This is a genomic window from Paraburkholderia sp. BL17N1, from assembly GCF_003634175.1.
Lineage (GTDB): Bacteria > Pseudomonadota > Gammaproteobacteria > Burkholderiales > Burkholderiaceae > Paraburkholderia.
The window spans coordinates 3,040,612-3,059,416 of sequence record NZ_RBIW01000001.1 but is presented as its reverse complement, the minus strand read 5'-3'; the positions used below and the strand labels follow the sequence as shown (position 1 = coordinate 3,059,416).

The 18,805-nt window shown below is 62.2% G+C and carries 14 protein-coding genes and 4 pseudogenes; 5 read left to right on the top strand and 13 right to left on the bottom strand.

The features are described 5' to 3' along the window. Positions 1-7 precede the first annotated feature (7 nt). From B0G82_RS13795 to B0G82_RS13785, 3 genes are all read right to left on the bottom strand, one after another. On the bottom strand, positions 8-1,018 hold the full coding sequence (locus tag B0G82_RS13795; RefSeq protein WP_121307649.1) for a dihydrodipicolinate synthase family protein: 1,011 nt from the start codon (positions 1,016-1,018) through the stop codon (positions 8-10). Positions 1,019-1,061: 43 nt separating this feature from the next. Next, positions 1,062-2,066 carry an ornithine cyclodeaminase family protein gene (locus B0G82_RS13790; RefSeq protein ID WP_121307648.1) on the bottom strand — a complete coding sequence of 335 codons (1,005 nt, stop codon included), beginning with the start codon at positions 2,064-2,066 and terminating at the stop codon, positions 1,062-1,064. A 150-nt stretch (positions 2,067-2,216) separates the two neighbouring features. After that, entirely contained in the window at positions 2,217-2,807 is a 591-nt protein-coding gene (locus B0G82_RS13785; RefSeq protein WP_121307647.1) for a YceI family protein, read from the bottom strand. A gap of 330 nt (positions 2,808-3,137) precedes the next feature. Between B0G82_RS13785 and B0G82_RS13780 the strand changes: the two genes are divergently transcribed. Beyond that, positions 3,138-3,818, top strand: a complete 681-nt coding sequence (locus B0G82_RS13780) for an FCD domain-containing protein (protein ID WP_121307646.1) — start codon at positions 3,138-3,140, stop codon at positions 3,816-3,818. A 34-nt stretch (positions 3,819-3,852) separates the two neighbouring features. On the opposite strand, the gene B0G82_RS13775 is transcribed toward B0G82_RS13780, so the two are convergent. Both B0G82_RS13775 and B0G82_RS13770 read right to left on the bottom strand, forming a co-directional pair. Further along, positions 3,853-5,469: a methyl-accepting chemotaxis protein gene (locus B0G82_RS13775; protein ID WP_121307645.1), complete on the bottom strand. Its 1,617-nt coding sequence runs from the start codon at positions 5,467-5,469 to the stop codon at positions 3,853-3,855. Positions 5,470-5,558: 89 nt separating this feature from the next. Further along, entirely contained in the window at positions 5,559-6,644 is a 1,086-nt protein-coding gene (locus tag B0G82_RS13770) for a porin (protein ID WP_121307644.1), read from the bottom strand. A 1,138-nt stretch (positions 6,645-7,782) separates the two neighbouring features. Between B0G82_RS13770 and B0G82_RS41070 the strand changes: the two are divergent. Next, positions 7,783-7,905: pseudogene (locus tag B0G82_RS41070) on the top strand (LysR family transcriptional regulator); the annotation flags it as partial. A 338-nt stretch (positions 7,906-8,243) separates the two neighbouring features. Here the strand turns inward: B0G82_RS41070 and B0G82_RS13760 are convergent. Both B0G82_RS13760 and B0G82_RS13755 read right to left on the bottom strand, forming a co-directional pair. Next, positions 8,244-8,553, bottom strand: a pseudogene (locus B0G82_RS13760) (acetyl-CoA C-acetyltransferase); the annotation flags it as partial. Positions 8,554-8,592: 39 nt separating this feature from the next. Continuing rightward, positions 8,593-8,967, bottom strand: a pseudogene (locus B0G82_RS13755) (FAD-binding protein); the annotation flags it as partial. 103 nt (positions 8,968-9,070) lie between these two features. Between B0G82_RS13755 and istA the strand changes: the two are divergent. Next, positions 9,071-10,597 (top strand): IS21 family transposase, encoded by a 1,527-nt coding sequence (gene istA / locus B0G82_RS13750; RefSeq protein ID WP_121306548.1) that lies wholly within the window; start codon positions 9,071-9,073, stop codon positions 10,595-10,597. Then, entirely contained in the window at positions 10,587-11,363 is a 777-nt protein-coding gene (gene istB, locus B0G82_RS13745; protein WP_121306549.1) for an IS21-like element helper ATPase IstB, read from the top strand. Before istA ends, istB begins: the two co-directional genes overlap by 11 nt. Before the next feature lie 68 nt (positions 11,364-11,431). Here istB and B0G82_RS13740 read toward each other — a convergent pair. The 4 genes and pseudogenes from B0G82_RS13740 to guaB all read right to left on the bottom strand — a co-directional run. Continuing rightward, positions 11,432-12,481, bottom strand: a pseudogene (locus B0G82_RS13740) (integrase arm-type DNA-binding domain-containing protein); the annotation flags it as partial. Positions 12,482-12,703: 222 nt separating this feature from the next. After that, positions 12,704-14,287 (bottom strand): glutamine-hydrolyzing GMP synthase, encoded by a 1,584-nt coding sequence (gene guaA / locus B0G82_RS13735; RefSeq protein ID WP_106279670.1) that lies wholly within the window; start codon positions 14,285-14,287, stop codon positions 12,704-12,706. A gap of 203 nt (positions 14,288-14,490) precedes the next feature. Continuing rightward, positions 14,491-15,228, bottom strand: coding sequence for a hypothetical protein (locus tag B0G82_RS13725; RefSeq protein ID WP_121307642.1), 738 nt, complete (start codon positions 15,226-15,228; stop codon positions 14,491-14,493). Between the two features lie 6 nt (positions 15,229-15,234). Continuing rightward, positions 15,235-16,695 carry an IMP dehydrogenase gene (guaB, locus tag B0G82_RS13720; protein ID WP_106279664.1) on the bottom strand — a complete coding sequence of 487 codons (1,461 nt, stop codon included), beginning with the start codon at positions 16,693-16,695 and terminating at the stop codon, positions 15,235-15,237. 272 nt (positions 16,696-16,967) lie between these two features. Here guaB and B0G82_RS13715 point away from each other — a divergent pair, with 272 nt between their 5' ends. After that, positions 16,968-17,945, top strand: coding sequence for a DMT family transporter (locus B0G82_RS13715; RefSeq protein WP_121307641.1), 978 nt, complete (start codon positions 16,968-16,970; stop codon positions 17,943-17,945). Between the two features lie 43 nt (positions 17,946-17,988). On the opposite strand, the gene B0G82_RS13710 is transcribed toward B0G82_RS13715, so the two are convergent. Together B0G82_RS13710 and B0G82_RS13705 are read right to left on the bottom strand one after the other, a co-directional pair. Then, positions 17,989-18,321: an RnfH family protein gene (locus B0G82_RS13710; protein WP_121307640.1), complete on the bottom strand. Its 333-nt coding sequence runs from the start codon at positions 18,319-18,321 to the stop codon at positions 17,989-17,991. Then, positions 18,318-18,755: a type II toxin-antitoxin system RatA family toxin gene (locus B0G82_RS13705; protein ID WP_012433427.1), complete on the bottom strand. Its 438-nt coding sequence runs from the start codon at positions 18,753-18,755 to the stop codon at positions 18,318-18,320. The genes B0G82_RS13710 and B0G82_RS13705 overlap by 4 nt, the downstream gene beginning before the upstream one ends. Between the last annotated feature and the right edge of the window lie 50 nt (positions 18,756-18,805).

Genomic DNA, 18,805 nt, shown 5'->3' with positions numbered 1-18,805 from the left:
GTCGGCCTCACACCGGGTTACGGCCGACAAAGAAGGCTTCGTCGGGATCGCTGGTCGGGTTCAGGCCTGCTGCTTCCAGGCCTTTGCGCAGGACAGTCATGTCGCGCTGGTATACACGTTGGGTAGGATGCGGCATGGGACCGCCGTTATAGCCCTGCAGCCATGCCTGGTACTTCCACAGCATGCGGTTGAGCAGCCCGTTGGCCGCGATGGGCAGGCTCGCGAAGGCCTTGCGTGCGGGATCCATCTTGTACCAGAGCTGCGTCGCCTGATCGTATTCGCCTGCGCGGATCAGCTTGTGGATCTGCGGCAGCAGCGGGCCGTAGTAGGCCGAATAGTTGGTGCCGCAAAAGGGGATGTCCATGACCTGCGCCAGCGGCACGTATTCGTATTCCAGCGGGGAGGAGATGACGACTTCCTTGTGGAATTCGCGGTGCACCTCGATCGCCGACATGATGTAGGGCAGACCGCCCTCGGCCTTGATCGCGACGACGTTGGGGATCTCATCAACCATCCGGCGCAGTACCGGCAGCGGGATGTCGGCAGGATGCAGGCGGGAGAAGCCCCACGCCGGCAGCGGGAATACCATCACGCCGAGATTCGTCGACTCGCAGATCGCCCTGGTGTACTCGAACACCTCGTCGTAGGACTTCGGGTAGAAGTACGGCGGATAGCCGAGTAACACCAGGTCGGCACCGCCCGCTTCTGCCCGCCTGATCGCCTCGATGTTGTCCTCGAGTGTATTAAACACCGCGTGATGCACGATCACGAGGCGGCCCGCGGCCTGGTCGGCCATGATGCCGCAGAACTCGCCATACTGCTCCTGCGTGATGGCCACTTCCGAGCATGAGAGGGAGCCGACGAAGCCGTGCCTGATAGCCAGTTCGACGTCGTGGCGGACTGCTTTTTCGTTAATACGCCTGAAGTCCGACGTCATGGTCGGAATGGTCACGTTGGCGACGCCAACAAGATGTTCACGCGCCCATTCGCGGGCTTCCTTTTTGATATAGCGAGCCATGCAATGCTCCTTTAGTCTGCGTTGATGTTCAACGTCGCGCGCATTAGCGCTTGGTTTCGAATTCGATCGGTAGCGTCGTGGCCAGACCAGCCTCGATCGCCTTGTTGAGGATCAGCTCGGCCACCACGATGTCCTGCAGACCTCCTCCGACGGACTTGTACATCCGGGCCCTGGTGTCCTTCAGGCGCTCGTCGAGCGCACCCGTCATCAGATCGGCCAGGCTGAATGATTTGTCGTGGAACGAGACGCCAGCCCTGTGAGCAGCGAGCATGTCACCCGTCTCCTCCAGTACTTCCTCCAGCATGTCGCAGACGATGATGTCGCTTCGGGCAACCACCGAGACGTCGATCTCACGCTGCTCGGGAATCGTCGAACCGATTGACACGACAGTCGCACCGGGTTTGAGCCAGTCGCCGAAAAGAATCGGCTGCTCATCCCGGGAGCGGGCCGCCGCAAGCACGAGATCGGCTGCCTCCACCGCTTCCTGCGCGGACGCAACACCGCGGGCGGGAACGCCCAGGTCGCGCGTCACGGCGTCCGCAAACGCGGCCCGGCGCTCGGGCGTCGGACTGAACACGATGACCTCCGTCAGATCCCGCACGCTGGCAATGGCCCGCGTGTGCATCGACGCTTCGAGGCCGCTGCCCAGTACGGCCAGGCGGGCCGCTTTCGCGGGTGCCAGCCGGTCGAGGGCGGCTGCCGATGTGGCGGCCGTGCGAAAGCCTGTCACCAGATTGCCGTCGACAAACGCCGCGATGCGGCTGGTTTCCTGATCGAACAGCACGATCACATATTCCACACCCGGTGCCTTCGAACCCATCGCCATGCCCATGACCTTGGCGCCGTAGTAACGGCTGCCCACGGGCACGGCCGGCAGCGTACGCAGCCACGTCTTGCCCGCGACTGCGACAGTGCGCGGCGGAGTGCTTTTGGGCGGGATGGGACGGGCGTACGCCGTCTGGAGCGCGCGGATGGCATCTTTCCAGACAAAGACGGTGCTGGCGGCCTCGCTGGAGACAAACACGGGGGCAAACGGAGAAGTGGTCATGGGCGGAAACAGGGAGTGACTTGAAGGGCTCGGCCAGTCGCACGGCCTGTGTGGTCAGCAGGCGAAGGACTCGAGAACGATAAGGCGGACATGGTTGTTGGGATACGGAATTGATGCGTGCTTTTACAAGCGCCCGTGAGGCACGCCAGATCAGGCCTGGCGGGTCACTTCCGCCGCGATCTTCAGACGGACGTTGTCCGCCAGTGCATGAGGGATCGCATCCATCCCGTAAGCACTGCGACTGATGCTGGCCGTCGCCTCGAACGCGACCACCGGACCCAGCGTCCAGGGGTTCACTGCGCGATCGATCAGCGACGCATCGAAGGTGGCCGGCAGCGTGATGCCGCGAATGGTGAGATCCCCGTCGATCACATACTGGCGCTCCTCTGCCCGCCGCACGGCGCGGGACCCGAAGATGATCTTCGGATGTGTCTGCGCATCCAGCCAGTCGGCGCCGCGCAGGTGTTCGTCGCGCATGTCGAAGGCCGTGCCGATCGACGCGGCGTCGATTTCAAACGACACGCTCGAGGCCTCGATACGCTGGTCGTCGAACGCCAGGTGCGCATCAAAACGCCTGAAGATTCCGGGCGTGCGCGTAAGCCCCAGATGACGGACCGAAAAGCTGATGTGGGTATGTGCCGGCTCGAACGTCCACGGCGCGCGCGCCGACGCCGTACCCGGTTCGATGACGGCGGCCTTCGGCAACGAAGTCCATAGCAATGGCAACAGGATGTTCAACATGCAGTGTCTCCAATCCCACCCTTGGGACCGTTCTTATTGAACTGAATGCTAACCGCCAGACGTCATCAATGCAAGCATTGAAGCGTATCTTTTTTATTATTGATGCATTTCAAAACCATATCGATGGGGCGTAACGGTCGAATCCAATGGCGGAATCGTGCATAATGACCACGCATTGATGGTTCGATCGCGCATCAATTAACCGTGACCGGCGCGGTGCTGCCCGATTCCCACGAACGGGACTGTGGGCGCACGGCCTGTGCGGTTCGTCTTTACAAGCGGATGCCATAATCGGGAAGGAGAGCCTCCCGGCGCTGGAGGTCAAGGAATATGTCCGAACAAGCGAACATGATCGATCAGGATGTGCTGCGACTACGCGAGTACATCGAGGGCCACGTGGCCGGCAGCGCAGACCTGCGTCTGCCACCAGAACCCAAGCTTAGCGAGACGCTCGGTGTCTCGCGGGGGCGGCTGCGTACGGTGCTTAAAAGGCTGGAAGACGAGGGACTCATCTGGCGACACGTCGGCAAGGGCACGTTCGTCGGCCCCAGACATGTGAAGCCCGACGACGAGACCTGGTCATCCTCGATCAGCGTCGACGACATCATGGACGCCCGGCTCGTTCTGGAACCCCAACTGGCCGCGCAGGCGGCAGTCCACGCCACGGCCGCCGACCTCGCGGCGATGGACCAGTGCCTGGCCGACATGGCGGATACAGCGCCATTCATACCGTGGAAGCGCCTGGACGAGCACCTGCATCGGATCATTGCGGAATCGACGCATAATGCCCTGCTGCTCATGCTGTACGACACGATGCGGTTGCAGGTGCGTCTTAATCTGGACACGCGCATGGAAGAAGTATTTACGTCCCAGACGGGACCTCGACACGATACCGATAGCGAACACCGGCAACTGGTCGATGCGATCCGGACGCACAACCCGGCGCTGGCCGAGCAGTTGATGCGTGAACATCTGCGCTCGGTAAGAACCCGGCTGTTTGGTCTGCGCTAGAACCTCGGAGCGGCTTCAGCCGATGACGCCTCGCTCAGGCCCCGAGCGGTGCGGTGGATGGACCGTTCCGGATCCCGACCTGGCCCCGCCCCTCGCGCAGCGGCCGCGCGGCCAGCCTGAATACCGCCACGCTGGCGCTTAGCCGGCTCGCCTGCTCTTCCAGCGCGCTTGCCGCTGCAGCCCCCTGCTCAACGAGCGACGCATTGCGTTGCGTTATCTCGTCCATGCTCGTCAAGGCCCGACAGATTCCTTCGATACCGCGGCTCCGCTCATCCGAGGCCGTCATGATCTCGCCAACGATGGTGGAAACGTCGCCGATAGCCTGCTTCACGCGGGCCATCGTCTGACTTACCTGCGCAGCCTCTTGCGCGCCGCCGCGGACCGTCGCGACGGATGAACCGATGAGATCCTTGATTTCGCGGGCTGCAGACGCCGAACGTTGCGCCAGGCCGCGCACCTCGCTGGCCACCACAGCAAAGCCGCGTCCCTGATCGCCGGCGCGCGCCGCCTCGACGGCTGCGTTCAGCGCCAGTATGTTCGTCTGGAACGCAATGTCCTCGATAACGCCGGTAATCTGCGAAATCCTGCCCGAGCTCGCGCTGATCCTGCCGATGGATTCAAGCATGCGCTCGACCGCCTCGTCGCCGGCGTGCGCGAGATCGCTCGCGTTAGAGGCAAGGTGGTCGGCATGTCTCGCGTTGTCGGCGTTCTGCCTCACCGTCTGCGTGAGCTGCGTCATGCTGGCAGCCGTCTCTTCCAGCGACGCAGCCTGCTGTTCAGTGCGCGCCGACAGGTCCTGATTGCCCGCCGCGATTTCTCTCGACGCAATGGCTATCTGATCGGAGCCATCGCGCACCGATCCCACCATTTGCGCCAGGTTCAGATTCATGCGCCCCAGCGCTTTGATGACCTGCGCCGGCTCGTCGTCGTGCGGCGTTTCAATGGCACTGGTAAGGTGGCCCGAACCGATCGCCTCGGATACACGAACCGCGTCAGACAGTGGGCGCACGATCGAACGGGTAACAGCCCATGCCAGACCCATACCGAAAAGCAGCGCGCCGAGCCCACACACGACCAGCCACAGCAGCGCTTGCCGGTAGGCCGCATCTATCCTGGCGCGCGGCGCCGACATCTGTGACTCGGCGTACGCCGCGAGCCTGTGCTGCGCCAACAGATAGGTGTCCTGCAACGTTGAATCCGATCCATAAAGCGCCACGGTGGCTTCGGCTTTCCGACCTTGCATGGCAAGCTGGATCACTGTGCCAACATAACGGCCATAGCGCTCGCGTGCGGCCACGACATGCTCATAAAGCTGTTTGCCTTCTCCTGTGTCGAGCAAGGTCGAGAGCTGGGCCAGATGCGCGTCGGATCGCTTCCGGTCCTCCTCGAGTCCTTTCAGGTCGCCCGCCATCGACTGGCCGTCAGTGCGCAGGATCAGGTTGCGGATGAGGCGCGCGCTATCGAGGTCGAGCAGCGCGTCCGCGTGAACAGCGGCGAGGGCCGCATAGACCTGCCCAGTGGCATATCCGGCGCTGCGCCGCTGCGCATTGAGACCTGACAGGCCTATGCACACCGCAATACTGTTCAGAACGAGGACAATTCCGAACCCCGCAGCGAGCCGGGCACCGATCCTCCAGGAAAGCATGTTCATTATGCTTCGTTATCCATATTACATTTGGGGTAAAGTGGCTGGCAATGACCGACCGCGCTCACTGCGCGACCGGCCATTGACGAGCGCGATCAGAACATGTGCATGATCCCGATCGTGGCTCCGGTGGTGGTTCCCGCAGGCGCAAAGAGCGACGTCGTCCCGACCCCGGGCGTCAGGCCCAGGTTCGCCTTCCCGTGATTGTTCACCACGCCGACTTGCGCATACACGCCCGTGCGTTTCGACAGGAAATAGGTCGCGCCCATGGCACCCATCAGCGAGTGGCTTGATGAGTCGTTGCGATCGCTGACGTACCAGACACCGGCATTGAGGTCCAGTTGAGGCAACGCGAAGTAATCGACGCCACCGCCGTACACGTTGTTGGTCGCGCCGCCCTGGACCTTGAAACTTTCGAAAGAAGCCTTTGCGGTGACGGGACCGAACTTGTAGGCCGCGCCGATCACCCGTCCCACAAATGGCACATTGCCGGGGGGAACGGTGACCACCGACCCGCCGGCGTTGCTGTCGAAAAAGGCAGCGTCGAGCGTCAAGCCGCCCAACTCGTACTTAAGACGTGCGGAATACTGACGGCCCGACTGGAAGTTTCCGGCTACGCCGCCGAACGAGTACATCGCGCTCGCCTGGAGACCGTACAGTTCCGGGCTCGTATAGGAGATCGCATTCGAGCTGAACGAGCCCGTCACGCTGACGTTGTTGGAATAAATGGCCAGGATGCTGCCGAACTCCGAAAAGACACGCGGATCGAGCGCCCAGGCAGACAGAAAAAATGGCGAAAACTGCAGGCCTGCCTTGACCTCGCCGAAGCTGCCCTTCAGCCCGACGTAGGCCTCGCGGCCGAACAGGTTGCCATTGCCGTTGTTAAATCCGCCGTTGGAGAAGCCAATGCCGCTCTCGAGCTTGAATATCGCCTTGAGCCCACCGCCGAGATCCTCCGTACCCGTCAGGCCGAATATGGCTGGTGCAACCCCGCCGTTCTGGAAACCCACAAATTTGCCGCCGTCACCCCCGGTTGCCATATTCAGCGTCTTGCTCAGATAGAGGACGCCAGTGTCCGCAATACCATACAGCGTGACGCTGCCTTGCGCATGAGCCGATACCGCAAGCAGAAAACTCGACGCTACTGCGGTCGCCGTCCCGACAACGCACCTCCGATCCATGACTGTCTCCTTGATTTATTTGCCGCGTGCGCGACTTAGTTTGGATTGCACAATATCGGATCGATACATACCGCTCGTCAGATAACCAGCCTTTCGACACAGACTGAGCGCCGCGCGAGCCCTACGAGGCTCTCACACGCCCAAACGCCATAACGTTGCCAGCGAATACGACGCTCCGGCCATCCGCAGCCCGGACGGATTCGAACGTTCGTCAGGTTCTGCGTGCGGTCGGCTTCAACTAGCGGACCACCTGCAGTTTCTCACGCCAATATCGATACGATAAGACTCATAATATGCCTTTGCCTCTTGCATAACAAGTGGATTACCCCTGAATATCACGCTCCTATCCGTAGGAAAAACCCGAATTATCGACACGATACGACTCGTATATAAACAGGCTGCTCGCAGTGTTGCTGCCTGGCGAACGCCAGGCAATCGACGGACTTACGCATCGCTTTCAAACCGGCGAGTGAATACGATGGCCTCTTCGTCACGAAAAGCTCGACCCGGACGAAATATTGCGGAGTCTCGCATCGGGTAACTCAGGATTTTCGCGAAGAACTTCGCCACCGGGACCTTTCCATGGATAGTCACACTGGAGATGCTTGCGCCGTTCCCCGCACGTCCTTCGGCGCGCGGCAGGCAATCCCCAGCCACTTCCCTACCTCGATTCGTCCTCGCAAAGGGAGTGGGCGATTTCGCCATCGAGATCGAATTCAGTATCCCGACAGACAGGATGCGTGCCAACGGCTAACTGGTGGCCAGTTTGGGGTCGCGCCGGTCCACGCCTGGAAATACGTCCCCTGACGCACCCTTGAATGAGGGGAAATGCACTGGCGTCCGTCGCAGCGTGTCAATTGAGTTCAGCCTCACGTAGCAACCCGGGGCGAACACCGCCCTCTCCAGCATTCGGTGCTGCGTGAGGCTTCGCAGCAAAGTCCGCGGTCGGTCCCGTCAGCTGATCCCACTCGAACCGCGACAGTGCCGTTGCTAACATGAGGTCCGACAGGCAAAGCTTTTGCGTATAGCGGGACCTCGGCATCAATCGTCTTCAGTGTTTTCTGATAGGAGATGCAAGATATGTGGCAACCGATCCAACAACGCGAAGATCTTCATTGCCACCTGAAAGGACGGCGGCATCGCGCGGGCGAGCACGCGGGTAGTGATGGCCGCCGCAGCGATAAGCAGACGCCTTGCCGACATGGAGCATGCGCTCGGGACCACGTTGTTGCTGCGTCGGGCTCACCGGGTCATCCCGACGCCAGCCGGCGAAATTCTCCTGCGCCACGCGCGTCACCTGATGCACGGCTTGGATGCCCTGCAACCGGATCCGAGCGAGTTTTCGACGGGCTTGCGGGGGCTCGTCCGTGTATGCGTCAACGTTTCTTCCGTTGCCGAGTTGGCTCCCGATCAAATTGCGTCGTTCCTGAAATCGAACGAGAAGATCAGCGTGGTTCCTGAGGGGCGAGTACCGACATTGTCCGGTGCATTGCCGATGGAACCGCAGATATCGGCATATGTCGTGATTTTGCAGGGGCCGGACATGCAGGGGCTGCCGTTCCGATCGGACTATTTTGCGATCGTAGTCGATATTTCCAGTCCGCCGGCGACGACGATCTCCGCGTCGCCCGCGACGATACGATGATAGCGTTCGCCGCGTGCATCACGGCCTTCAGACCTGAGCCGCAGACCTTCTTGATGTCATGGCCGGCACCGAGCCGCGCAGGCCTGCCCTTACGGAAGCCTGACGCACGATGTACTGGCCCGAACCAGCGGTCAACGCCTGACCCGTGATCACTTCGCTCGCCTGCTCGGGCTTCATGTCCGCGCGCTCCAGCGCCGCCTTGATGACCACCGCACCCAGATCGGGCGCGGCGAGCTTCGTGAGAGAGCCGCCGGCTTTGCCCACCGCGGTACGGACGGCCGATCCGACTTCTACTACCTACATTTATGCCATTGCCCCAACTAGCTCTGGCACAACCGTGAACAGATCGCCGACGAGGCCGTAGTCCGCCACGCTGAAGATCGGTGCTTCTTCGTCCTTATTGATCGCGACGATGACCTTCGAGTCCTTCATACCGGCAAGGTGCTGGATCGCACCCGAGATGCCGACCGCCACGTACAGCTGCGGCGCGACGATCTTGCCGGTCTGCCCGACCTGATAGTCGTTCGGCACGAAGCCCGCGTCCACCGCGGCGCGCGATGCGCCGAGCGCCGCATTCAGCCTGTCGGCCAAAGGCTCGAGCACCTGCGTGTAGTTCTCGCTGCTGCCCAGACCGCGGCCGCCCGAGACGACGATCTTCGCGCTCGTCAGTTCCGGACGTGTTGATTTGCACCGAATCCTGACCCAGCCTGCGCAGTAATTTGCATCGAATATTGACCCACGTAGAACACTGACCTGCTCGGCAACGGGCAGGGGAAACGGAGTGATCGACGTGGCTATATTGAGCATCATCCGACGCTGGCACTTTCGCGATCATGTCTCGTTGCGCGAGATTGCCAAACGGCTGGGCGTGTCCAGAAACACGGTCAGGCGTTACATACGGGCCGGCACCGTACTGCCCGCCTATCCCGAACGCCACAGCCCCAGCAAGCTCGACGGGTTTGCTGCGAAGCTTGCTGGGTGGTTGAAGACCGAGGCGACGCGGCCCCGCAAACAGCGTAGAACCCTCAAGCAGATTCACGCGGACCTCTGCGTGCTGGGCTTTACTGGCTCCTATGACCGTGTTGCGGCGTTTGCCCGGCGCTGGCGACAGGAGCAGCACGAGCAGGCAAATACGACCGGGCGCGGGACGTTCGTTCCCCTCCGGTTTGCCGCTGGCGAAGCGTTCCAGTTCGACTGGAGCGAGGACTGGGCCGTCATCAACGGCGAGCGTACCAAGCTGCAGGTCGCGCAACTCAAGCTCAGCCACAGCCGTGCCTTCTTCCTGAGGGCTTATCTACTACAGACCCACGAGATGCTGTTCGACGCGCACCATCATGCGTTCGTAGCGTGGGGCGGCATTCCGCGCCGCGGCATCTACGACAACATGAAGACCGCCGTCGACAGGGTGCGCCCCGGCAAGGTCCGCGAGGTCAACGCGCGGTTCAGCGCGATGGTAAGCCACTACCTGTTTGACGCCGAGTTCTGCAACGTCGCCTCCGGCTGGGAGAAGGGGCAGATCGAGAAGAACGTCCAGGACAGTCGCCACCGGCTCTGGCAGAAGGTGCCGACGTTTGGCTCGCTGGCGGCGTTGAACGACTGGCTGGCCGATCAGTGCGTGCTGCTCTGGCAGCAGACGCGGCACCCCGAGCAGGACACGACGATCTGGGATGCGTGGTCCGCCGAGCGTCCCCATCTGATGCCGGTGGGCCAGCCGTTCGATGGTTTCGTTGAACACACCAAACGCGTCTCGCCGACCTGCCTTGTGAACTTCGAGCGCAACCGCTACAGCGTGCCGGCGTCGTTCGCCAACCGGCCCATCAGTCTGCGCGTCTACGCAGCCAGACTCGTGTTCGTCGCCGAAGGCCAGGTGATTGCCGAGCACGAGCGCTGTATCAACCGCAGCCATGACCACGGCGAAACCATTTACGACTGGCGTCACTACCTGGCAGTCCTGCAGCGCAAACCGGGAGCGCTTCGCAACGGTGCACCCTTCGCCGAGTTTCCAGCTGGCTTCCGCAAGCTGCAGGGCGTGCTGATGAAGCGCCCCGGCGGCGACCGGGAGATGGTCGAGATTCTGGCGCTGGTCCTGCTGCACGATGAACAGATGGTGCTCACTGCAGTCGAGCTGGCCTTTGAGGCCGGCGCACCGAACAAGCAGACGGTGCTGAACATCCTGAGCCGGCTGCTCGACAGCCCGCCTGTGCCGCCGCTGCAGACGCCACAGGCCTTCGCACTGAAGGTTGAGCCACAGGCCAACGTGGGCCGCTACGACCGCCTGAGGAATCGGGAGGACGATCATGCAGCCTGACGTCATGATGCAGATGCTCAAGTCCCTCAAGCTGCACGGTATGGCACAGGCGTTAGGCGAGCTCGCCGCGCAGGACTCGCCGGCCTACAAGTCAGCTTCGCTGGTGCTTGCCGGGTTGCTCAAGGCGGAAATCGCAGAGCGCGAAGTGCGCTCGCTCGCGTACCAGATGAAGGCGGCACGCTTCCCGGCGTATCGCGACATCGGCGGCTTCGATTTCAGCTGCAGCGACGCCAACGAAGCGCTGGTGCGTCAGTTGTACGAGTGTGAGTTCATCGACTCGGCGCACAACATCGTTCTGGTGGGTGGGCCGGGCACTGGAAAGACCCATCTGGCAACCGCGATCGGAGTGCAGGCGCTTGAGCATCATCGCCGCCGCGTGCGCTTCTTCTCCACCATCGAACTGGTCAATGCCCTTGAGCAGGAGAAGCTCGTGGGCAAGCCCGGACAGCTCGCAACACGACTTGTGTATGCCGACCTCGTGGTGCTGGATGAACTCGGCTATCTGCCATTCAGCCAGACCGGCGGTGCGCTGCTGTTCCACCTGCTCAGCAAGCTCTACGAACGAACCAGCATCATCATCACCACCAATCTGAGCTTCGCCGAATGGGCCAGTGTGTTTGGCGACGCAAAGATGACGACGGCGCTGCTCGACCGGCTCACGCACCACTGCCACATTGTAGAAACAGGCAACGATAGCTATCGTTTCAGAAACAGCACGACGCAACCAAAGAAGGAGAGAAAGAAGACCCAGATACCCACCGAATAACCCGCAAGCTGCTCCAACGGGTGGGTCAGAATTCAATGCAAATCGTGGGTCAGGATTCAGTGCAAATCAACAGTGAAAGGATCAAAATCTGTCCCGCCGTCGCGTATCAGCTTGACCGCGCTGTCAATAACGCGGTTCAGAGTCGCCATACTTATTGGGGAGGCCGTCTCATAGCGGCCGGGATGCACGTACGAACTCGCTCCGAAGCACGTCTTGAATGCGACCAGAATGTCCAGAGCCTGTTGGCTCAGATAGACAATATGGGGGCGACCGGCCTTCATCCGTTCCTTCGGAATTGTCCAGACTGCGGCGTCGAAATCTATCTCACCCCACATCGCCAGAATGAACTCGGACTTGCGCACCAGCGTGAGCAGCATGAATCTGATAGCGAGGCGCAGCGTAGGCATCGTCGGCGTCTGTTCCAGTGCGCTGAAAAACACATGGATTTCGGCAGGCGACAGTGTCCGATCTCGCGGCTTGAAGCTGGCGATCGCAGACGGGCGGATGGCCTCCGCAGGATTGTCTACCTTTAGTCCCCGCGCCTGCACGAAACGGTAAACCTGCAGAACGATGTCGCGCGACTGCACGGCAGGGGCCGCAGCGCCCCTCTCTTTGATCTTCTCACAGCGCGCCATCAATCGTGCGGGCGTGATTTCTTCCAACTTCAGCCGGCCAAATTCCGACGCGAGATTCCGCTCGTACACCGATTTGCGCATTGCTCGTGTGGAGTCGGCAAGAGTGGTCTCCACAAAGTATTTCTCCGCCCACTTACCAAACGTCAGCGCCTCGGTCGCCTCGACCCTTTTCTCGACTTTCGCACGTGACGGGCTTTCGCCGCGTTGGATTGTGCCGTACGCATGGTCGCGTAGAAGCCGGGCTTCCGGGAGGCTAATAGCCATTCCGAATCCGAGTTCGTCTGGCTTGCGTGGCTTCCGTGCGGAAAGTGATGGATCGTACCGGCCGATAACCAGCGTTTCCCGGCGACCGTTCACCCGGTAGTCGTATCGGAAGCTCACTGCGCCTGAAGGCGTCACTGCCGCATATAGTCCACGCTGATCGGCAACCTTGTAAATCTTCTGAGCCGGCTTTAGCGCTCGCAACTGCATGTCTGTGAGCATAGGGACTCCTCGAACGTATACCGTCAACCGATACCGTCAGACTGATTTGACGGTATCGGACAAGGCCGTCCGAGGAAGAAATGTCGGTACCGTCACCGATACCGACATTTCCATTTGGCATCGCCCGGATCACAGTAGACCACACCGGACAATAACCTCATGTTTTTAAACGGAAAAACATAGAAAACCGGACCTCCCGGGACGACTTGGGAGCAGTCTAAATTATTCCCACTCAATCGTCGCCGGCGGCTTCCCCGAGATGTCATACACCACCCGGTTAATCCCGCGGACTTCATTGATGATCCGGTTCGACACATGCCCCAGCAGCTCATGCGGCAGATGCGCCCAATGCGCCGTCATGAAGTCCAGCGTCTGCACGGCACGCAGCGCAACGACGTACTCGTACGTACGCCCGTCGCCCATCACGCCGACGCTCTTCACCGGCAGAAACACCGCGAACGCCTGGCTCGTCAGATCGTACCAGGACTTGCCGGTTTCCTTGTCGATGAAGGTACGCAGCGTCTCGATGAAAATCGCGTCCGCGCGGCGCAGCAGGTCCGCGAAATCGCGCTTCACTTCGCCGAGAATCCGCACGCCCAGGCCCGGGCCCGGGAACGGATGGCGATACACCATGGCCGGCGGCAAACCGAGCTTGACGCCGAGTTCGCGCACTTCGTCCTTGAACAGTTCGCGCAGCGGTTCGAGCAGCTTCAGATTCAGCGTCTCAGGCAGGCCGCCCACGTTGTGGTGGCTCTTGATGGTCTGCGCGCCCTTCTTGCCCTTGCCGGCCGATTCGATCACGTCCGGATAGATCGTGCCCTGAGCCAGCCATTTCGCATCGGTCAGTCGTCCGGCTTCAGCCTGGAAGACTTCGACGAATTCCGCGCCGATGATCTTGCGCTTCGCCTCCGGATCGGTCACACCGGCCAGCTTGCGCAGGAACACATCGCTGGCGTCCACATGAATCACCTTCACGCCCAGGTGATCGGCGAAGGTCGCCATCACCTGTTCGGCTTCGTTCAAACGCAACAGGCCGTGATCGACGAACACACAGGTCAGCTGATCGCCGATCGCGCGATGCAACAGCGCCGCGGCCACCGACGAATCCACGCCGCCCGAGAGCCCCAGAATCACGTGCTCGTTGCCGACCTGCTCGCGAATCTTCGCGACGGCTTCGTCGATATAGTTGCCCATTTCCCAGTCGGGCCGCGCGCCGCAAATCTGCAGCACGAAGCGTTCGAGCATGGCGCGGCCCTGCACGGTGTGCGTGACTTCCGGATGCCACTGCAGGCCGTAGAAATGGCGCTTTTCGTCGGCCATGGCCGCAATCGGACACGATTCCGTCGACGCCATCAGCGCGAAGCCCGGCGGCATTTCCAGCACCTTGTCGCCGTGGCTCATCCACACCTTCAGCATGCCGTGACCTTCCGGCGTGGTGAAGTCGCTGATGCCTTCGAGCAGGCTCGTGTGATTGCGCGCGCGGACTTCGGCATAACCGAACTCACGCAGGTGGCCGATATCGACCTTGCCACCCAGCTGCTCGGCCATGGCCTGCATGCCGTAGCAGATTCCGAGCACCGGCACGCCGAGTTCGAACACGGCTTGCGGCACGCGCGGCGTATCCGTTTCGGTGACCGAGCTCGGGCCGCCGGACAGGATCACGCCCTTCGGCGCGAAGTCGCGAATGAACGATGCATCGACGTCGTAGGGATGAATTTCCGAATACACGTTGGCCTCGCGAACGCGACGTGCAATCAGTTGGGTGACTTGCGAACCGAAGTCGAGGATCAGGATCTTGTCATGCATGGCAGCGGACGGAGTCAAAAGTGAGCGGATACGGAATGCCGCGCGCGATGCGCGGCGTTGAATTCAAAGCGGTCCACGTGGGAACGATCGAGCATGAAACGTAACGATGCAGCGGGTTGGCGCGGGCCGCGTCGCAGGTGCTTGCCCACGGCGCACGCAAACGAAATCCGGGTGCTTCAGCGGATGGCGTAGCGCGCAGCGCGTCACCCATGAAACGGCGGCCGGGGCGCGCCAGGCGCGTCAGCGGCGCCATTGCGCGCTTCGTCGCGCGCGGCGGCGGCTTCAGCCCGCGCTGCGCGTTCGGAGGGCGTCAGACCGGCTTCGTCGACGACCGGATGAAGCGGCGCCCCTGCAACCGGACTCGTGGCACTGACAGGCCGCGTAACCGGCACGACAGGCTCCACGACCGGCTCGGCGTGATAGACCGGAAAGCCCGCCGTGACGCGGCCCGGCTCGCGCCGGTTGGCCGCGTCTTTCGCGGCGTCTTTGGCAGCCTGCTTCTCGGCGCGCTCGGCAGCGGCGGCTTCAGCCAGCCGCACTCTTTCACGCCGCCGCACCGCGCCCGCCAGACGCACGCCGCCCAGACCGATCACCAGCAGCACCACGCCCGTCAACACCGCGACGATCTGCCCGAAACCGGTCAGCGCCGGCGTATGCAGACCGAGCAGCCAGATCAGCATCAGCACGCCGGTCAACCAGTTCACGTGCCCGACCACCTTGGCGACGGTGGTGGTAAGCGCGCCGTCGATCGACGCGTGAAAGGCCAGCCATGCCAGCCCGACCAGCGCCACGCCAAACCCCTGGCCGACCAGAGCCGGCTGGGTTTGCACCAGAAGCAGCGCGTTGTACAGCGAAGTCCACGGCGTCAGCAGAAACAGCAGGCCGAACGCAAGCAGCAACAAGGCATCGAGGATGAGTACAGCGCGCAGCAATGGCTTCATTGGCGTTTAGTCCACGTGGTAGTTGGGCGCTTCCTTGGTGATTTGCACGTCATGCACATGCGACTCGCGCAGGCCCGCGCCCGTGATCTGCACGAACTCGGCCTTGTCGTTCATCTCCGTGATGGTGCGGCAGCCGCAGTAGCCCATGCTGGCGCGCACGCCGCCGATCAGCTGGAACAGAATCGCGTTGACCGAGCCCTTGTAGGCGACGCGGCCTTCGATACCTTCCGGCACCAGCTTGTCGATGTTCGCGGAGTTGTCCTGAAAGTAGCGGTCCGCGGCGCCGTCCTTCATCGCGCCGACCGAGCCCATGCCACGGTAAGACTTGTACTGGCGGCCCTGATACAGGAACACGTCGCCCGGCGCTTCTTCAGTGCCGGCGAACATGCTGCCCATCATCACGGCATTCGCGCCGGCGGCGAGCGCCTTGCTGACGTCGCCCGAGAAGCGCACGCCGCCGTCGGCGATGACCGGCACGCCCGTGCCCTTCAGCGCTTCGGACACGTTGGAGATCGCGGTGACCTGCGGCACGCCCACGCCGGCGACGATCCGAGTCGTGCAGATCGAGCCCGGGCCGATACCGACCTTCACGCCGTCCGCGCCGTATTCGACGAGCGCCTTGGCGGCCGCCGCGGTAGCGATGTTGCCGCCGATCACTTCGACGTGCGGAAAGTTCTGCTTGACCCACTTGACGCGCTCGAGCACGCCCTGGCTGTGGCCGTGCGCGGTATCGACGACGATCACATCGACGCCCGCCTGCACCAGCAGTTCGACGCGCTCTTCGTTATCTGCGCCCACACCGACCGCCGCGCCTGCACGCAGCTTGCCGTGTTCGTCTTTACACGCGTCCGGGTGTTCGGTCTGCTTGGTGATGTCCTTGACGGTCATCAGGCCGCGCAGTTCGAATGCGTCGTTGATGACCAGCACGCGCTCGAGGCGATGGCTGTGCATCAGCGCCTTGGCTTCGGCGAGCGGCGTGCCTTCCTTGACGGTGACGAGGCGCTCGCGCGGCGTCATGATGTTGCGCACCGGCTCGTCCAGACGCTCTTCGAAACGCAGGTCGCGGTTCGTCACGATACCGATGAGTTGCGCGCCTTCGACGACCGGGAAGCCCGAAATGCCATGCTGCTGCGACAATGCGATCACGTCGCGCACTTTCATTTGCGGCGGCACCGTGATCGGATCGCGCACCACGCCCGATTCGAAACGCTTGACCTTGGCCACTTCACGCGCCTGCTCGGCCGCGGTGAGATTCTTGTGGATGATGCCCACGCCACCCATTTGCGCCATCGCAATGGCGAGGCGTGCTTCGGTGACGGTGTCCATGGCGGCGGACACGAGCGGCATATTCAGGGAAATGTTGCGGGTCAGCCGGGTCTTGAGGCTGGTGTCGCGCGGCAGAACATCGGAAAAAGCCGGGACGAGGAGCACGTCATCGAACGTGAGTGCTGTTTGGATCAGACGCATGGCAAATCCTATAGGCGCAAAAGCGAATTATACGCGATACCTCCCTGGTTTTCACTGCACGAACAGCAGCTTAGCGAATTCGGGCGATTTTTTTTCATGCCATCGGGCCGCTGGATTTCGCTTGGCTGTTCGCCTCGGGTTCGATCGGGTTTCGTTTGCGCGTTCGGGCGCAACGGGGTGCCGGCGGGCTCGAATTGCAGGATCGAACAAGACGCCCGGGCCGCCAACCGGCTATTCTGCCGACCAGTTCAGTTTTTTTGCAGGGGCAGTCGATGCAGCGCGGTGTGGCATATGGAGTAATGGCCGGGGCCTTATGGGGCATGGTTTTTCTGGTGCCGCGCGTGCTGCCGGACTTTTCGCCGCTGCTTCTGAGCGCGGGCCGCTACACGATGTACGGCATCGTCTCCGTGGCGGCCGCACTGCCCATGGCGCGCTCGCTCGTCAAACGCCTGACCCGCGAGGATCTCGGCGCGCTGGTAAAGCTGGCCTTGGCCGGCAACCTCCTCTATTACCTGCTGCTGACGGCGGCCGTGCACCTGATCGGCATCGCGCCGGCGTCGCTGATCGTCGGCGTGCTGCCCGTCACGGTGACGCTGCTGGGCCGGCGCGATCACGGCGCCGTGCCGCTCGCGCGCCTCGCCTGGCCGCTCGCGATGGTGATGGCGGGCATCGCCTGCATCAATATCGATGTATTTACGGTAGCGGACAGCACGCCGGTCAGCGTCATCACCAAGCTGATCGGGCTGGCCTGCGCGGTCGGCGCATTGGGATGCTGGACGTGGTTCGCGGTCGAAAACGCCCGCTATCTGCAGCGCCAGACGCATTTCAGCGGCAACGAGTGGTCAGTCTTGTGGGGCGTGGTGACGGGCGCGCTCGGCGCCGCGCTGTGGCTCGTCATCGCCGTGCTGCCGGCGGGCGGCCCGCATGGCGAACTGGCCGACGGGCGCTGGCACACCTTCTGGATGCTCAATCTGGGGCTCGCGATCGGCGCGTCGTGGCTCGGCAACGGGCTGTGGAATGCCGCATCGAAACGGCTGCCGCTGACGCTCTCAGGCCAGATGATCGTGTTCGAAACGCTTTTCGCGCTGCTTTACGCGTTCATTTATGACCAGCGATTGCCGCGCCCGCTCGAACTGGCGGCGATTTTGCTGCTGGTGGCCGGCGTGTGCTGGTCGGTGCGCCAGCATGCGGACGACGATACGTCCGGGGTTGCCCGGATCAAGGACAAGCCGCAGGCGTCGGCGCCTTGAGGCGCAGGGCGTCCTCGCCCTTCTGCGCCCACGCGAGATCCGCTTACCGCGAATCCTTGTTCTGCCAGCGACGCCCTTCGATCGAGCCCGCCTTGCGGGTCTTCTCGACGCGCCGCTGACGCGACACCTTGGGATCGACCAGCAGCGGCCGGTAAATCTCCACCCTGTCATGGTCGGCCAGCACCGCGTCGAGCGGCTTGAGCTTGCCGAACACGCCCACTTTCTGCGTACCCAGATCGATCTGCGGGAACCGCCGCAAGATGCCGCTCGCGTCCAGCGCCTGCTGCAGCGTGGCGCCTGCGGGCAGCTCAATGGCAATCAATGCCTGCTCGCCCGGCGACGCGTAGCAGACTTCAATCGACAAGCGCCCGCTCATGCCTTACCGTAGCGCTGATCGGCGCGCTTCACGAACGATTCGACGAAGGTGTTGGCGATGTGGTTGAACACCGGGCCAATGATTTTCTCGAGAATGATATTGGTGAATTCGTAGTGCAACGCGAATTCGATCTTGCAGGCATCGGCGCGCAATGGCGTAAAACGCCAGAAGCCCGTGAACTTGCGAAACGGGCCGTCCGCGAACTCCATATCGATGCGCGTGGGCCGCTCCATGCTGTTACGCGTGGCGAAATGCTGCTTGATGCCCTTGAAGTTGATATCGATCTTCGCCTCCATGCCGGTTTCGTCCCGGCGGCGGATTTCGACTCCCCCGCACCACGGCAGGAAGTTGGGGTAATCGGCGACGTCGGTGACGAGGTCGAACATCTGTTCCGCCGAATGGCGGATCAACACGGTTTTCTGGACATCTGCCATAAATTGAACAGCGCGTGGCAAGGGTGGACGAGCGCAGCGGGCTTTCCTTG

What these genes read in the sequence shown, in the direction of transcription:
- B0G82_RS13795 (WP_121307649.1), bottom strand. Translation starts at nt 1,018, where the DNA reads ATGGCTCGCTATATCAAAAAGGAAGCCCGCGAATGGGCGCGTGAACAT.
- B0G82_RS13790 (WP_121307648.1), bottom strand. Translation starts at nt 2,066, where the DNA reads ATGACCACTTCTCCGTTTGCCCCCGTGTTTGTCTCCAGCGAGGCCGCC.
- B0G82_RS13785 (WP_121307647.1), bottom strand. Translation starts at nt 2,807, where the DNA reads ATGTTGAACATCCTGTTGCCATTGCTATGGACTTCGTTGCCGAAGGCC.
- B0G82_RS13780 (WP_121307646.1), top strand. Translation starts at nt 3,138, where the DNA reads ATGTCCGAACAAGCGAACATGATCGATCAGGATGTGCTGCGACTACGC.
- B0G82_RS13775 (WP_121307645.1), bottom strand. Translation starts at nt 5,469, where the DNA reads ATGAACATGCTTTCCTGGAGGATCGGTGCCCGGCTCGCTGCGGGGTTC.
- B0G82_RS13770 (WP_121307644.1), bottom strand. Translation starts at nt 6,644, where the DNA reads ATGGATCGGAGGTGCGTTGTCGGGACGGCGACCGCAGTAGCGTCGAGT.
- istB (WP_121306549.1), top strand. Translation starts at nt 10,587, where the DNA reads ATGCAGCCTGACGTCATGATGCAGATGCTCAAGTCCCTCAAGCTGCAC.
- guaA (WP_106279670.1), bottom strand. Translation starts at nt 14,287, where the DNA reads ATGCATGACAAGATCCTGATCCTCGACTTCGGTTCGCAAGTCACCCAA.
- B0G82_RS13725 (WP_121307642.1), bottom strand. Translation starts at nt 15,228, where the DNA reads ATGAAGCCATTGCTGCGCGCTGTACTCATCCTCGATGCCTTGTTGCTG.
- guaB (WP_106279664.1), bottom strand. Translation starts at nt 16,695, where the DNA reads ATGCGTCTGATCCAAACAGCACTCACGTTCGATGACGTGCTCCTCGTC.
- B0G82_RS13715 (WP_121307641.1), top strand. Translation starts at nt 16,968, where the DNA reads ATGCAGCGCGGTGTGGCATATGGAGTAATGGCCGGGGCCTTATGGGGC.
- B0G82_RS13710 (WP_121307640.1), bottom strand. Translation starts at nt 18,321, where the DNA reads ATGAGCGGGCGCTTGTCGATTGAAGTCTGCTACGCGTCGCCGGGCGAG.
- B0G82_RS13705 (WP_012433427.1), bottom strand. Translation starts at nt 18,755, where the DNA reads ATGGCAGATGTCCAGAAAACCGTGTTGATCCGCCATTCGGCGGAACAG.